The organism is Ruminococcoides bili (assembly GCF_040093295.1).
Lineage (GTDB): Bacteria > Bacillota > Clostridia > Oscillospirales > Acutalibacteraceae > Ruminococcoides > Ruminococcoides intestinale_A.
Genome location: NZ_JBBNJY010000008.1, coordinates 61,358 through 77,088, shown reverse-complemented (window position 1 = coordinate 77,088; position 15,731 = coordinate 61,358). Strand labels below are relative to the sequence as shown.

Here is a 15,731-nt window from a genome sequence, read left to right as displayed (position 1 = left end):
TTTATTGACTACAAAAGTATATAAAATATTTTTAGCAATAAGTATTGCTTGTTTTGCGTTGTCTTCAGTATCTGTTATGCTTATTTTAGCAGACAATATTAAAGAATCTTTAAAGCCACTGATTATAAGTACAATTTTTTGGGGTGGTTTAATTATAGGATTAATTTTTACTTTTTTAATAGGGAAATATAGAAAAAATGAAAAATATAAAATACATAAATATCCCGGAATCTTTTGCTTTATGAAAAATAAGAATGCAACTATTTGTGACATTGTATGGCTACTAAGTATAGTTTTATTCTTATTGTTTAGTGCAATATTAGGACAGCATAATGTATTTTCGATAATGATGCTTGCGTTAGCATTACTATTGAGTTATCTTCATTCAGTTTTCAACGGCAATAATTATGCTTTTATAGTAAAGAGAGGTAAAAGAAAATGAGTGTATTAAAGAAATCTACGGCATTATTTTTGTCAATTGTAATTGTTATATGTTCAATGTTGATGAACATAGGCACGGTTTTGGCAGCAGAAAGAAATGAATCATCATCAGTTTTAGATGATGATGAAATTAATGATTTCTCTGTACCTGAACTTAATGTTACGGTGGATGACGAAAATAAATGGACTAATGATATAAATAAACTTAAGATTACTGCTCCTGTCAGTACTGAAATATATTATAAGACAAGTACGGATAAGCTTGACGATTGGGGTAATTATACAGATTCTGATGCGTTTGTGTGGGATGGGGATGAATCGGAAAATTTGCCTCAAGGCTCTTATTATATAAAGTTTTGGGCAAAATATCCTGGTGAATCAAATCCTGTCAATGACAGTGTTGAAGCTGTGCATTTTATGTATGATACTGAGGGCCCTTCAGCTTTTAAAATTAAAGAAACAAAAATAGGTAATGATTATTGTCTTGTTGCCGACGAAGATATAACTGATCTTTCAGGTGTTCGAGATATTCATTATTTTATAGATAATAACAGCGAGGGTGTTTATGTAGAGAAGATTGAGCTTGATGGGGATAAAAAAGTTAATTTTAAAATTCCTTTAGATTTAAAAATGCAGAGTCACAGTATTAAAATTGAGTTAAGCGACAATTTAGGAAATAAAACAACTGTATCATCTGAAAAGATTGACGATGCTGATATTCCAAAAATAAATGGTTTTCAGGTTGTAAATATTTCTGATGAAACAGAAACAAAGCTTGAAAGCAGGGAGTTTTATGTAAAAACTAATGATGACGGTGAAGAGGAAAAGAGTGAATATACTTATATTGGTGATAAATCGTATTTAAAACTCAATATTATTGAAATGAATCTTAAAAATGTAGAACTTAGTATTAAGATAAATAATAATCAATATAAATTAAATGTTGAAAACAATAAACTTGCTCCACCGGTTGGTATAAAAAAAGAAGAAAATTGGTATTATATTTCATTTAATGAATTATATGGTCGGTTAAAAAATGAAAAACAATTAACTGAATTAACCGATTTTGCTATACAATCAATATCAGTGACAGCTTTTGATGAAGTAAACCATCAAAGTGATACCCTTATTCTTGAGGAGAATGGAAAAATCAAAACCTTTTTCTATGATTCTTTTGGCAGCGGAGATGTAAAAATAGAACAAAATAGAACTGAAACGCCGGTTATAACTGAAAAGGATGAATATTATTTTTCTAAGTTGCACGTCAAATTTAAATTAAGTGATGATATAGGCATTGCAAGCTATATTATTACTGTAAAAGAAAATGATGATGCCAAAATTGATACCAAAGCAGATAAAGAAAATATTGTTAAAAAAGATGGTAATCATATTCTTCCGTCAACGGAGGAAACAACCGAAGAATTGGTGTTTACTAAAGATGGTAAGTATGAGATTAATGTAACTGTTACTGACCTTAGCGGAAATAAAAAAACTTTTAGTAAAGTCTACTATGTTGATACTACTGCACCTAATATTGTTGAAATGAAGTACGAAGTTAAGAATGGCTTACTTAACTATGTTACTTTTGGAATCTTTGGTGTACCTCGTGTGGAAATTTCAATTAATGTTAATGATAAAGGTTGCGGTGTTGACCCAAATGAAGTTAAGCTCTATTGGAATAATAAATCTTATGATGCAACAGTAGATGAAAATACATACACATTTTGTCTCGATAGTTCCGGAAAGGGAACACCATACATTACAATAAAAGATTTCTTGGGAAATGAAAGAAAATATAACTTTAAAACTATAAATGATTATAGTGAAAATCTACCAGATGAATTTTTAGATGAAATTAATGCAGATGATAGTAGTGGTGCTACACTTGTATTAGAAAATGATGCTCCTTCGTATTCAATAACAGCTACAGGAAATTATAAAACTGACCTTAGTCAAAATGACGAAAATAATCAGAGTGAAAAAGGTCTTTATTTTGGCTTGCAAGATGACAGAATAGGCAAAAATAACCTTCATTTTACCATTTCAGACCAAGAAAATGATAATAAGTTCGGTTTAGCTTCTTACTATATTTGTATCAAAAAGATTAGTGAAGATGGTACGGAAAGCGAAGTGAAAAATATACCACCTAAGAATCTTACGCATCAAAATGAACCGATATTATCGGCGGAAGAAGACCTATATGTTGGCGATTTAGAAAGCGGTACCTATCGTATATGTGTTGAAGCAAAGGATATTGCAGGTAACGATGCAATCTTAGACGAAGATAATACTAATTTTAATTCTAATAACGGTGTATTCTATGTTGATAATGAAGCACCATCAATAAGTGAATCGAAATATACAGTGGAACCGTCTGTTCTTAATTATTTGTCATTTGGTATATTTGGCAATAAAGAGATTAATATATCAATAAAAGTTAATGATGATGGTAAAAGCGAAAATTCTTTTTCTTCAAAAGTTAAGGATGTTACTCTTAATTGGGGCGATATCTATAAACCTAAATCAGTAGTTGGCAATACATATACATTTGTTATAACCCCTAATTATTCAGACACCCCATATTTTACAGTAACTGACCAAATTGGTAATACGAATATTTATTATTTTTCTACTGAAAGTATAAAAACGTTAAAACAGGAGGGCGAACTTAACAACGAAAGCGGAATTAATTTAATGCTTGAAAATAACCCGCCTGAAATTAAGGTTGATGTTTTAACAGACTATGAGAAATACATAATTAACGGCAAAGTATGGTATGGTAACGATATAAAATATCAGGTGACAGCAAGTGATATAGCTTCTGAGAATAAGTACAATTCAGGTCTTGAGAGTGTCAAAACAGATGTCCTCAACAATTCAGAAGCGTTTTCTAATTATACGGAAACACAATTTAATAATATTGATTTCGGCAAGGAGTCATTTAATAAACAAGAAGCAAAATATATCTATGATATAAATAAAGAGGGATTGTACAAAATTACAGCTGATACTACCGACAATGCTCAAAATTCAAATTTGGATGTATTAGAATTCAACATTGATAAAAATAATCCTGAGATTACTATGTTTAAATTTGGAAATCAGGATGATAATAAACCCTTTTATAAACATTATTATGGATATTTCTTTAAAAAAGCCACACCATTGAAAGTATATGTTAATGACCCTGGAGTTTCATCCGGAATTAAAAATGTTGAAATTTATCTTAATAGTAATGATAAAAACGGCACAAGTAAAACAGAAATTACAGATGGAACATCACTAAAAACCGATTCAACAGGAACATATGCTGAAATCCTTATTCCAAATAATTTTAAAGGTACTGTAGCCGCCAAAGTTACAGATAATGTTGAACATACAACAGGTCTGATTAGTGCAGATGGTAGCGTGATTGAGGACGATTCATTACATAAATCAGTATCTTCTATTGATATTAAGGCAACTAATGATACTGATAAAGAAGATGCAAATGGTGCGCCTCTTTATAAAACCAGTATTCCATTGGTTGTTAGTGTTAGTGATACTCACTCAGGTATTTCAAAAATTGAATGGTCTGTTTCTAATGATAATAAGAACGGCATTATTTCAGTTGATTCTGACGGTAAATATATTAGCAATTCTTCTGATATTGTAATTAACAATAAATCAATCAAGACAGATCATAATCTTTTGACATCTATTGATTTTAATTTAGTAGTTGAGAGTAATACAAACGGTAATGAAGTAACAGTTAAATTAACTGACAATGCTGGTAATTCAGAGGTAAAAAGGGTTAAATACAGTATAGACACTACCGTTCCCAAAATTACTGCAGTGAAAAGTAATGTGAATTCTTCTAATGGAAATTACTATAATACAGCACAGACTGTAACTGTTACAATTACTGAACGAAATTTTAATCCTAAAGATGTGGAAGTTAATGTAAACGGCAATGTTCAAACTATAGATTGGGGACAAGATAATTTGCCCTCAGTAACTTCAGATAATCAAACACACATTGGTACATTTACACTTTCTGAAGATAATAGGTATGAATTTTCAATTAGATATGCTGATATGGCAGGTAATAGGGGTGATTCCTTTAGTGAACCTGAATTTGTAATTGACAGAACAAACCCTTCAATTAGTGACAACTTTGCTGATTTCGGATCCTTTGATGATAAAAATGTATTTTTTAACATAAAGGAAAAAGATAAGGCAACAGCAACAATCAATGTAGTAGAAACTAATTTTGTTGAAGAAGATATGCAGCTTAAAGTTTACTATAAGGAACCTGGAAGCAGTCATGAAGATAGTGGTTGGTCTGAATATCCGTTAATGGCCTCTTGGAATAAATTAGGTGATAATCATTCCATAACTATTCCTTTTACAGAAGATGGTGTATATAAAATTGATATGAATCCTGTCGATCGCGCTAATAATAAGGGCATTTTTGATGCGAATTCTTCATCACATACGGCGATATTTGAAGTTGATTTTACTGCACCTATTGTGTATGAAAGAAATAATGATATGGTAGAATCTGGTAGTACTAAGTTTAGTGATATTTATGATTTTAATCGCAGAAAAGATGAAAATCCAAATATTGTATTTATGGATACCAATATCGACAGAATTGAGTATAGTTTGAAAAAATATGTACCTAGCTATACTAATAAAAAAGAAATCGGCACTATAAAATATGAGGAATCAAAAGACACTATTCGAGAATTTGTCGATAATTCCGATGCTACGCATATGATTTACAAGTTGCAGGACTTTGACAAAGACGGAGTCTATTCAGTAAAAATGATTGCTTATGATAAAGCAGGAAACCCAAGTGTACTTAATGAAAATACATATACACGAATGGTAAATACAGATGTTCTTGCTTATATTGAAAACAGCGATAGCAAAAATAAAACGGGTTGGTATTCTTTTGAAGATGAAAACGGTCCTATAAGTAAACAACCAAGTAGTTTTTCTGATTTGAGCATAGTTGTTTTTTCAAGCAATTCTCAAAAAAACAGCGTGTGTTTGGTCGATAAGGACACTAATGAATCAACGGATACAAATATAACATCTGATTCAAAGAGTCTTTTTGATAAAGAAATGTATGGCACGAGTGTTTACCGATATACATTACCAGGTAGTTATTTTGCCAACAACTATACCGCTGATGCGGATACAAGTTTATACTTGAGAGTTGTTAATGGCGAGAATATTTTAGATCTTGGTGAGATGTATATTGATAATACTAAACCAACCTGTACTGTTCCGGAAAACTTCTCAGATTGGGGATGGTTTAGTGGTTCAGGAAATCAAACTATTTCATTTAATGATATAAGTGAAGTGCTTGATGAAGAAAAGACAGTAGCGTATGTAGATGGCAAAACATACAAAGTAAGTGATGTCAAAAATAATGATGTTCCGGGTCTGCACTATTCAAAATCGAAAAATCAGATCAAGTTGATTTTAAATGAAGGCAGTCATACGGTAGGTCTTTCATTGTTTGACAGAGCAGGTAATAATACTGTGATCAAAGAAGTGCATCACCTTGCTATAGGCAATTATAGATTATGGATTATAATTGGAATAGTGGCAGGCGTTGCGGTAATTACAGCAATTGTAATTTTTACATTCCTTGTATTTAAGCGTAGAAAAAACAATAAGAAGTAAAACTACACCTAATAGTCTTTAAAATTACTCCACAAATAAGCCTCCTATGGTAGTTGTTAAAAACTTTCATAGGAGGCTTTGCTATGTCGGAAAATATAGCTTTATACAACAATATGATAGTACAAAATAATTATCATATCAATGAATCAGCACAATTTACACCGTCTTAAACATATTCTGTTTTAGTGGTTGTGTGCCGAGAGTTTTTTCAACTTCTTTTCTTGCTTGTTCCAGTTCTTCGAGCCTTATCATTTCATCCTTGGCATCATCCAAACCAAGATGGGTATAGGTGTTCATCGTGACACCTATATCGGAATGTCCCATAAGGTATTGCAATGTTTTCGGATTCATTCTTGCCTTTGCCATATTTGAACAATAGGTATGTCTGCAAATGTGAGGGGTGATATTAGGCAGTTGCTCTCTGAAAATATCATTGTATCTCTTGACCGAGTGATTAAACCTATGCTCCCAATGCATTGCTACTTCTGGCATTCCTTTCGAATCTCTGAACAGAAAACCGCAATGTCCTGCAACCATAATTTCAGGAAGATTTGTGGGTCTGTTTTCAAGTATTCTTTTGAAGGCCTGATAAACATCTTCCGTCATAGGTAGTTTTCTTGTGCCGGCATTTGTTTTTGTTGATTCAATCACATACTCCATTTTTGAGGTTCTCTGCAACTGGTGGTCAATATTGATGATTCTGTTGTTCATATCAAGGTCATTTATCGTCAACCCACAAAATTCTGAAATTCTCAAACCAGTGTGAAAGAGAATGTAGAAGACATCATAGTATTTGTAGTAAACATTATCGTAACGAACAAATTTCAAAAACTTGTTCATTTGCTCTTTTGTCAGAGCCTGTCGGGTGTGTTCAGTGTTTATGATAATGCCGAGTAATTGGAAACCGAAAGGGTTCTTCATTAGAATATCATCATCAACTGCCATTTGAAATGCCGGTCTTAAAACACCTCGCACCGTTTTTATTGTACTCGAGCCTCTTCCATCTTCCTGTAATTTAATGAGAAACAGCTTTGCATCAGAAGTTTTGATTTCACCGATTTTGCGACTTCCAAATTCCTCTTTGCTCATAATGTTTTGCACAAAGTTGTAATTTGAAAGTGTGTTGTGTCTTACACCTGTCCTTGTTTTGAGATAACGGGAGATTAACTCGTTGACGGTGATATTTCTGCCGGTTATGTCAAGTCTTGAGTCAATGTCTTTACCGACCAGCTTTTCTAATTCTCTCAGTGACAGGCAAGGCTGTTTGCCTATTGGTTGTGGATCTGTCGGAACAAGTCGCCAACTGTATACAAATTTTGGCTTGCCGTCAACTAAATACTTGAATTGATATTTTCCATTTGCCCTTATTGATTCTCCGTTGTGCAAAAGTCTATGCTTTGAATCTCGTCTTTGTCCTCGGCTCGCCATTTTTGAGTTCTCCCTTCATTCCTGATTTATTAAGATATTTTACAAATTCATCTTTGATGATTAACTTTCGTGTTCCGTATTTAGCCATAAAGGGAAGACCGCGTTGGCTTGTAAGACGGAACATTTTTCTTCTGCTGAGTCCAAATAATTCGGCTGTTTCAATTACCGTCAAAAAATCTTTGTCATGCAGTGATGGTTTATTCATATTTTTTACCTCCTCGTTTGGTACTCATATATTGCCGTAAAACTCTCAGAATAGCAACTACTTTCAGCAGATAAAAGGAAACTATATCGTAGAATTATTGCACAGATATTCCTCAAATTTTGTTCGTATAATCAAATAGCGATTACCGCTCAAAACTGAAAAAATTCCGAGATTATCCTCGGCAAGTTTTCTCATTTTTTTAATGCCAATGTTAAAATATAATCCGGCTTCTTTGACAGTTAGGGTGTAACGCTCTGCGTATGTAGGCTTATCCATTTTGTTTTCCTCCGTATCTGTATTTGACATAACAACTATGATTGCAAAATTTTCTTTTTGCATTGCCGTAAACTGTAAAAGTTTTTCTGCAATAATGACAAGTCAGCTCATAAATGGCTTTCCTTTTGACTAAATCAAGATGATTGTTCCACCACTTGTTTCTGCAAGCGTCTGAACAAAATCTCTTGCGTTTGCGGTGCTCGTTTTGCTCAACCGGTTTTCCACATTGTTCACAACAAAGAGTGTGGTTATCATTGCTTTGCAAATCGGCACTCATCAGTTTGTTCCTTTTACAGTATGATTTTATTGTATTAACGGATAGGTTTGTGAGATTTGAAATCTGTTTGTATCCGTAACCGTTCTTTCGGTAGCTTTCAATTTGCTTTTTCTCATTGTCTGTCATAAAAAGCACCTCCTACCATATAGCCATAGCAGAAGGTGAAAAAGGACGCTTTTTAATCTTTCATATAAAATTGACATTCATAACCGTCCGCACGGAGTAAAAGACCTTTTGCCCAAGGCGGAGTTCTGCTCATTTGTTCGCAGATAGTGTTTACGGAAACATCTTTTTGGCATTCAATAATAACCTCGTCATGAACATGAGCGATTATGCGGTAATTTTTTAGTGTTTGCATTGCGTATAATAATATATCTCTTGCAATGGCTTGAATGATATTTTCACAGAACTTAGGGCCGTAGCTTTCAAGCCGTTCCCATTTCTTCGTACTGCCAATGCCCTCATAGGTAACTGATTCACCGCCAAATTTATTTATTCCGATTCTCGGCTTAACATATGCAAGTCTTCTGCCGGAGGGGAGAGTGATGAACAGAAATCCGCTTTCGTAGGTAAAAGATATGCCGTTGGTTTCAGTCGGTATCCTTTTGGTAACAGTTTCTTTAACACATTTATCAATGTCCCACCAGAGTTTAGTAATTGACGGATTAGAGTTTCTCCACGCACACACTAGAGGTTGAAGTTCATCCTCTGAAAGTCCCATCTGAATAGCACCCATAGCTTTCAATGCCCCGACAGAACCGCCGTATCCGAGTGCAAGCTCGGCGATTTTGCCTTTTTGTCGCAGATGCCCGTTTATTCCATGCTTTTCAACAGGAACACCAAACATCTGTGATGCACTACTGCAATAAATATCTTTGCCCTCACTAAAAACTTTGTTTCTCCATTTCTCACCTGCAAGCCACGCAAGAATCCTTGCCTCAATAGCAGAAAAATCGGCTACTATGAATTTGCAACTGTGCTGTGGAATAAAAGCGGTGCGGATAAGTTGTGAAAGTGTGTCCGGAATATCATTATAAAGAATACTGAGTGCATCATAATTTCCGCATTTTACAAGACTTCGTGCATCTGCCAAATCACTCATATGGTTTTGCGGTAAATTCTGTAATTGCACAAGTCTGCCTGAAAATCGACCTGTTCTGTTTGCACCGTAAAACTGAAACATTCCCCTTGCACGGCTGTCTTTACAAACGGCATTTTTCATTGCTGTGTATTTCTTAACACTGCTTTTTGTTAGTTGCTGTCTGAGGGATAACACTTTGTGTACATGATACGGTGCAGTTTTCAGCATTTCTGAAACTGATGTTTTGTTAAGACTTTCGGTTTCAAATCCGCTTTCGGAGAGCCAGTTTTTCATTTGCTGAACGGAATTTGGATTATCAAGATTGGTAAGGGATTGTATATCATTGACAAGCGACTTTTTAACCATTTCATCAATAACTATTGCGTTTTCAACTAAAAACATATCTACACCAATGCCACGGTCATTTATATTTTGGTCAAGGTGGTATTCGTTCCATATTGAATCACTTACAGGAAATCTTGATAATTTCTTTTGAATACTCATCTCAGTTTCAACATCACGAATATTGTATGCTTTGAAATTATTCCACTTTTCTATATTGTGATATGGCATATTTCTTGTTCTGCCATTATTGATTTTTGTAGGGGAACAGGGAATACAAAAATATCGTATGAGATTTTTACCCTCTGACAGCTTTTGATTTTCAAGGCCTAATACAGCACCCACACCCTCAAGAGAAAGGGGAAGACCAAGTGTTGCCGACCAGACAAGAGTACAATGCCAAGATGACGGGTTAAGATATTTGCCGTCAAAATCTATACCTAAATCTTTAAGATACCTTGATAAGCATACCCTCTCAAATTGTGCGTTGAATGCCCATTTGATAACCGAAGTATCGGTCAGTGCATCAAGAATATCCTCGGGTATCTTTTCTCCCATACACAAGTCAATGACTTTGACATCACTGCCGTCAACAGAATAGCCAAACAGCAGAATTTCAAAATCATCACTTTCCGCATAACGGTAAACACCGGATTTCTGAAGATTAGCACTTGAATATGTTTCTATGTCAATACTGATTGATTTCATGTTTTCACTTCCTTATATATAAAAAACGGACGGCAGAGAGTATCTCTCCACCGTCCAAAATTGTTAATTATCTAAGTTGTTTTTCTTAGCCCTTCTCGCTATTCTGTGCTTTCTAAAAGTCTTGTGAATAAGGAAAATTAAATCCGTTACGGTGCTTATGATGCCGTACATACCTATTCCTAAGAAGAAACAGAAGATAACAACTACATCAAACAATTTTGCAAGTTCATAAAATTCGTTCATATCGTTTACCTCATATTATGTTAGGATAAGAAATCATCATCTGTTTCTGTTCTGAAATCATCAGCAGCCGAACTTCTGCCACCAAGCGGTTCGCCGTCCTTTATTTTCTGAATGTTGCCAAGACCACAGGCAATACCTTTGTTGCCATTTGAATTGAATGCGTAAAAATTCAGAGACACTCTTGCATAACAACCGCTGTACACCTCATCTCTGTCAAGAATAGGTTTTACAGCCTTATCAACAATCTGTGGAGCGGTTCTGCTGTTTGCATTGATAAACCAGTGACCTGCATAAGCCTCATCATTACGCTCGGTATCACCGTCACGAAGAGGAAGTTTAAGTGATGCTTTGTTTGGCTTTTTACCACCAAATTTACCGATACCTTCTTCAATTGCAGTATTTACAGCGTTGTTAATCGCATTAACGGTTTCAGTATCATCTTTTGGAATAAGTACGGATACGCTGTATCTTTCAGGACTGCCGTTGATTGAAACAGGTTCCCAACCGTGAAAATATGAAAGTCTTGTGTTTTTGCCTGTGATAACTTTTGTTTTGTTTGAATTAGCCATAATAATTAGTCCTCCGTTTTAAATTCGTTTTTAACATCTGTGATTGTCATAGCATCTCTTTTGTCCGTTTCGGGAACAAGAGCAGGCTTGCCTTTTGGTTTAATGATGAGATTTCCAAGTATTTCGTTGAAATTTTGCTTACCTAAAAGCTTTTGCATTTCTGTAAGTGTGATAAGACTCTTGCGATAAATGTCTTTGTAGCCGGCATCTTCCAATGCTTTAGCCACTGCGGTTTCATCTTTATACTTTCGTACAGACCGTCCTTCAACAATTTTAAAACCGTTCCAATGCTTGCCGTGATTGACAGCTGATTCGGTAGCATATGCCATTATTTCATTTGCCCACTTCGTGAGATTGGGGATAACAGATAAAATCTTTTCAATTTCAGAATCAGTAAGAAGTGGGGAAAGTCTGAATTCTTCCTGTGCAAGTTTCAGATTGTTTTCGGCTCTTGCTCTGCATCTTACTGATGCTTTGCAGAATGTACACCAATCACCGACACAGTAATCACCTTCACCTTTAACAGCTAATTCTGCTTTTGGCTTTAGTACATTTTCTGCCCAGCCTTTGAGCTCATCAGCAGAAACAGTCCAAGTGCTGACATTATCTCTGCGTGGCTGAAAAATTGACATTGACACATCTTTAATGTCATATAGGCGGTCAAAGATTTTTAAAGCACCGAGAGCATAACATTTCATCTGCGGGTTATCAAAGGCATCAACCAATACTCCCATTCCATATTTGAAATCAATGATATGTATTTTGCTTTCAGAAACAATAATGCAGTCGGCTGTTCCAAAACCATTTGGTACATATTCTGAAAAATCAACCTTTTGTTCAATAAGAATCAAAGGATCTTTACATTTCTGTTTTGCAAGATTGAATTGTTCAAGTACAAAATCAACATATAAGTCGGTGTATTCCTGCATTTCATCGTTTGTGTAAGGGGAGACAGGCTCGTCACTTTTTCTGCATAATATGTTTTTCAGTTTATGCTCACACCACGCATGGGCGACTGTGCCTTCTTCAGATGCTTTGGTTGATTTGTTCTCAAACTTTGATTCAAGCACGGCACTTGGTGTACAATTGAGCCATCTGTGAGAACTTGAAGGGGAGAGGAAAGCGTGATTACTCATTCTTAAGTGCCTCCGCATCTTTGATGATTTCTTCGTAATGACAGGGGTCAATTTCTGACAGTTTGTTTCCACCATACTTTACAATGATTTCTCTAACCTCAGAAGTGAGTCCGCTTTGACTTTTTTTAGCAAGAACACCCCTTACATCTTCAAGTGAATACACCTTTGAATTTCCTGTGCTTTCAGAAGTATGTACGGTTGACTTCTTCGAAATTTCAGTAATCTTTATCTCATTCAAGAGATTTGAAACAGTCTGCAGACTTTCTGTAAGTGTGCCAATGTTTTTGATTACCTCGGTAATCGCATCAAGTAATGCTGTTATTTTGTTCATAACTGCCTCCTTTTTTAACCTTGGTAATGGCGAGTTCCTCAATAGAATCACTTGGAACAAGGATTGTGATTTTCTGTTTTCTGCCGAACAGCATTCGCAAAAATCGTTCTCGCAAGGTGATGTTTTTGCAGGATACCATACTGTTTCTTTGTGGTTTGTCCGAAACACTGATTTGAAGATTGTGTTTCATATATTGTACCTCCGTTTCCGAGAGCATTGTTGCCCTCTGTCTGTTAGCCACGGGAGAGTGCTTAAAAGGACGCTTTTTGAAAAATTTTTATTTTTATTATTTATTCGTAAGCAAAAAATCCCCATCAAGGAATAAAACTTCCTCGATGGGGATTTGGCTTTGTTAGAATACTGTTCTATTGTCTGTTAAGATAAAATCTCGTTTACTCTTTTCTGAATGGCGTTGTAGTCATAGCCGGCTTTGGTGAGGCGGTTTTTGCGGTCGGCACCGTTGCCCCATTTGCCCTGAATTACTTCTCTTGCAATGGCATCAACTGACTTTTTGCCCGATGACTTTAGTGTGTACACAACTTTTCCGCTTTCATTAAAAACAGAGTAACCGCTGTTTTTGTCGGCACATTTCTTGGCATTTGAAAGGTCATAGAAAGCACCCTTTTGCGACTTTGCGTCCTTCCAACTTTTGCGTACACGATAGAGAGTTTTCTTTGAAGTCGCAGGTTTTGAACTGCCTAAGCCAAGCTGAGCGTTCACCTCCTTTGCAATCTGTCCGTGAAGATTGTAGAGATAATCACCGGGGCAGGACTTGTTCGCATAATCCCTGTGAACCGTCATATTGCAGCCGTTAAGGTGATTCATTCTCTCTGACTTGTTTGTTGACCACACAAGCCTTTTGATGCCGTTTCTCTTGCAGATGTCAACAAGCAGTTTAATCAAAGACTTGTACGCAGCATCATTTACTCTGTATGGGTGGTAGGTATCTGACGCAACCTCAATGGTAATCGCCCTGTTGTCATTTGACGCAGATGAGGTGCACCAGCTGCGGTCCTTTTCCTCAACATACATTCCGATTCTGCCGTCATAGCCGATACCGTAGTTTGAGCTTGCCTCCTTGTCCCTTGATGCAAAGATTGAGCCGAGAGTTTCAACAGAGCGCTGCCCGACTACGCAGTGAATTGAAACTGTATCAATCTTGTGATTGCGATTGATGTTTCTGTTTGGTGAAATTTTTGTGTAGCTAACTAATTTGCTGTTTGTGTATGACATTTAGTCGTCCTCCTTTTCACTTCTGTGGTGTAATTGTGCAAGCACATTTTTAATCTTTTCGGGAATGGGAAGTCCCAGATGCGCTCCGTTTTCAAGCAGTGACAATCCCTCATTTGAGAGATAAAAGAAAATCACCGCCGTTCTCAGCACACTGCCCGTGCCGATAATGTACACATCAAGGAGATTCGCCACTCCCACAAGCAGAAAGATAATCACCTTTCTGCAAATGCCCTTGAAACCGACCTTGCTCGAAAGCTTTTTGTCGGCAACGGCACACATCATTCCTGTAATGTAGTCGATAACTACAAATGCAATGAGTGCATACAGAAAGCCGTCTGCACCTCCGAGAAACCACCCGAGTGTTCCTCCAAGTGCGATGAATGCAGTCTGAATGCTGTTCCAAATCAGTTTCATAAATACCTCCTGTGTCTATTTTTTAACCCACTTGCTCCAGCTTGAATTCACCTTTGAACGGATATACACATCAAACGGACTGTCCCTTGCCGTATATCTCTGTGTCACAAGATTAGTACTGCAAGAAAATACTTCAAGCATACCGAATACAAGTGCCGGATAGTTCATATTCTCCTGCGGTACTCTTCGTCTGAAATAAATACCCTGCGTTGTAAGACTGTTAAGGCTAACATCGTCCTCAACAGAGGTCTGTATAATGCCCATAACAGGAAAGCCGTTCATATGTATTTCACCCGTCACATCAAGTGCGGATTGTGGGTTTGGATTGTTAATGCCTACCTTTTGTTTGCGTAAAGAAACAAGCGGTGTGCCCTGCGGAATTAAATAGTACAGGTCTGTAATAACCGACTTTTCCATAGCATCACGGATTTCAATATGAAAGTCATATGACATATTCACATCAAGATTCATAAGCTGAAGATTTGAATACGAATAGCTTGTGCCGTTCATTTTAAGGTTGCTTAAAATGTCAACAAAATTTCCGTAGTTTGCATCACTTGTCCTCTTGTATTGGTAGCGAAAGGATAAAAGCTGATTGTGATTTACCCCGTCAATTGTAATTGGTGAGTATGAGCCGTTGAAATAAGCTGAATTTCCGACTCAATCTCATTTGTTCGTCTTAGTGTAATCGTACTGAGATTCGGACTGCTGTACGGAATAACGGTAATTTTCTTTTTAATGCTCGTTGTGTATCCTCGTGAATCTGTAACCGTGACCATAACCACCACATCACCGCTTTTGGTGATTGTACCAAGATTCAATTCCTTTGCAGTTGTACTTGATTTGCTCACACCGTTACAGCTTACCGTGTAGCCTGTAATCTTCGATTCATTTCTCGGTTTTGCAGTGAGCGGTGTAACCTTGAGAATTGAGTAGTTCTGAATAAAAAGCTTTGAGTTGCCCGTAACGGCAGTGGTCTTTAAATTGGTGTCAAGATAGATAAACCCGTTAATTACAGGCCTTGAGCTGTGCGATGTGGTGGTAATCTGACAATTCCTTTCAGAAATGCCTACATAGGTTGAACCCTTGTATGTGGTGACCGTTAGCTTTGCCGTAATGCTTTTGTCCTCATACATTGCCTTGAGAATACCCGTTCTGCTGTCCGTAGGAATGGTAATAATCCTGTTTGCTGTCCCCTTGTTCCACGCAAGTCCCGATATGCCAGTTATCGGAATACCTCGTATGGTAATCGTAATGTTGTGTTTAAGACCTGCGTCATTTACCGTTGTGTTTACTGATACGGTCGGATTTTCCGTATCTATGTAAATCGTGTCAATTCTATTGACAACCGTTGTCTTTGTCATATTG

General features: G+C 36.2%; 16 protein-coding genes. 2 read left to right on the top strand and 14 right to left on the bottom strand.

Going from position 1 to position 15,731, the window contains the following annotated elements:
• The first annotated feature begins 4 nt into the window (after positions 1 to 4).
• Positions 5 to 442 (top strand): hypothetical protein, encoded by a 438-nt coding sequence (locus AAAY30_RS04455; protein ID WP_117704992.1) that lies wholly within the window; start codon positions 5 to 7, stop codon positions 440 to 442.
• A complete protein-coding gene (locus AAAY30_RS04450; protein ID WP_303106610.1) occupies positions 439 to 6,120 on the top strand; it encodes a hypothetical protein in 5,682 nt (1,893 codons plus the stop codon). Before AAAY30_RS04455 ends, AAAY30_RS04450 begins: the two co-directional genes overlap by 4 nt.
• A 156-nt stretch (positions 6,121 to 6,276) precedes the next feature.
• Here AAAY30_RS04450 and AAAY30_RS04445 read toward each other — a convergent pair whose 3' ends face one another.
• The 14 genes from AAAY30_RS04445 to AAAY30_RS04380 all read right to left on the bottom strand — a co-directional run bounded on the left by AAAY30_RS04445 (position 6,277) and on the right by AAAY30_RS04380 (position 15,727).
• On the bottom strand, positions 6,277 to 7,548 hold the full coding sequence (locus AAAY30_RS04445) for a tyrosine-type recombinase/integrase (protein ID WP_337781634.1): 1,272 nt from the start codon (positions 7,546 to 7,548) through the stop codon (positions 6,277 to 6,279).
• A complete protein-coding gene (locus AAAY30_RS04440) occupies positions 7,511 to 7,753 on the bottom strand; it encodes a helix-turn-helix domain-containing protein (RefSeq protein WP_337781635.1) in 243 nt (80 codons plus the stop codon). The genes AAAY30_RS04445 and AAAY30_RS04440 overlap by 38 nt, the downstream gene beginning before the upstream one ends.
• Positions 7,754 to 7,834: 81 nt before the next feature.
• Positions 7,835 to 8,029: an excisionase gene (locus tag AAAY30_RS04435; protein ID WP_022233898.1), complete on the bottom strand. Its 195-nt coding sequence runs from the start codon at positions 8,027 to 8,029 to the stop codon at positions 7,835 to 7,837.
• Complete coding sequence (locus AAAY30_RS04430) at positions 8,022 to 8,432, bottom strand: DNA gyrase inhibitor YacG (RefSeq protein ID WP_117846745.1); 411 nt, start codon at positions 8,430 to 8,432, stop codon at positions 8,022 to 8,024. Before AAAY30_RS04430 ends, AAAY30_RS04435 begins: the two co-directional genes overlap by 8 nt.
• Before the next feature lie 52 nt (positions 8,433 to 8,484).
• On the bottom strand, positions 8,485 to 10,437 hold the full coding sequence (locus AAAY30_RS04425) for a DNA polymerase (RefSeq protein WP_337781636.1): 1,953 nt from the start codon (positions 10,435 to 10,437) through the stop codon (positions 8,485 to 8,487).
• Positions 10,438 to 10,500: 63 nt separating this feature from the next.
• The gene (locus AAAY30_RS04420; protein WP_022233895.1) at positions 10,501 to 10,680 is read right to left on the bottom strand and encodes a hypothetical protein; all 180 of its coding nucleotides are present in this window, start codon (positions 10,678 to 10,680) and stop codon (positions 10,501 to 10,503) included.
• Between the two features lie 20 nt (positions 10,681 to 10,700).
• Positions 10,701 to 11,249, bottom strand: a complete 549-nt coding sequence (locus AAAY30_RS04415) for a DUF2815 family protein (RefSeq protein ID WP_117704987.1) — start codon at positions 11,247 to 11,249, stop codon at positions 10,701 to 10,703.
• Between the two features lie 5 nt (positions 11,250 to 11,254).
• The gene (locus AAAY30_RS04410) at positions 11,255 to 12,385 is read right to left on the bottom strand and encodes a DUF2800 domain-containing protein (RefSeq protein WP_293641625.1); all 1,131 of its coding nucleotides are present in this window, start codon (positions 12,383 to 12,385) and stop codon (positions 11,255 to 11,257) included.
• A complete protein-coding gene (locus AAAY30_RS04405) occupies positions 12,378 to 12,716 on the bottom strand; it encodes an rRNA biogenesis protein rrp5 (RefSeq protein ID WP_117704985.1) in 339 nt (112 codons plus the stop codon). The genes AAAY30_RS04410 and AAAY30_RS04405 overlap by 8 nt, the downstream gene beginning before the upstream one ends.
• Entirely contained in the window at positions 12,691 to 12,906 is a 216-nt protein-coding gene (locus tag AAAY30_RS04400) for a hypothetical protein (protein ID WP_117704984.1), read from the bottom strand. The genes AAAY30_RS04405 and AAAY30_RS04400 overlap by 26 nt, the downstream gene beginning before the upstream one ends.
• A gap of 185 nt (positions 12,907 to 13,091) precedes the next feature.
• A complete protein-coding gene (locus tag AAAY30_RS04395) occupies positions 13,092 to 13,949 on the bottom strand; it encodes an N-acetylmuramoyl-L-alanine amidase (protein WP_499215868.1) in 858 nt (285 codons plus the stop codon).
• The gene (locus AAAY30_RS04390; RefSeq protein ID WP_499215867.1) at positions 13,950 to 14,363 is read right to left on the bottom strand and encodes a phage holin family protein; all 414 of its coding nucleotides are present in this window, start codon (positions 14,361 to 14,363) and stop codon (positions 13,950 to 13,952) included.
• Between the two features lie 15 nt (positions 14,364 to 14,378).
• Positions 14,379 to 14,873, bottom strand: coding sequence for a pyocin knob domain-containing protein (locus tag AAAY30_RS04385; protein WP_499215866.1), 495 nt, complete (start codon positions 14,871 to 14,873; stop codon positions 14,379 to 14,381).
• Positions 14,874 to 14,965: 92 nt separating this feature from the next.
• The gene (locus AAAY30_RS04380) at positions 14,966 to 15,727 is read right to left on the bottom strand and encodes a DUF859 family phage minor structural protein (protein WP_499215865.1); all 762 of its coding nucleotides are present in this window, start codon (positions 15,725 to 15,727) and stop codon (positions 14,966 to 14,968) included.
• Between the last annotated feature and the right edge of the window lie 4 nt (positions 15,728 to 15,731).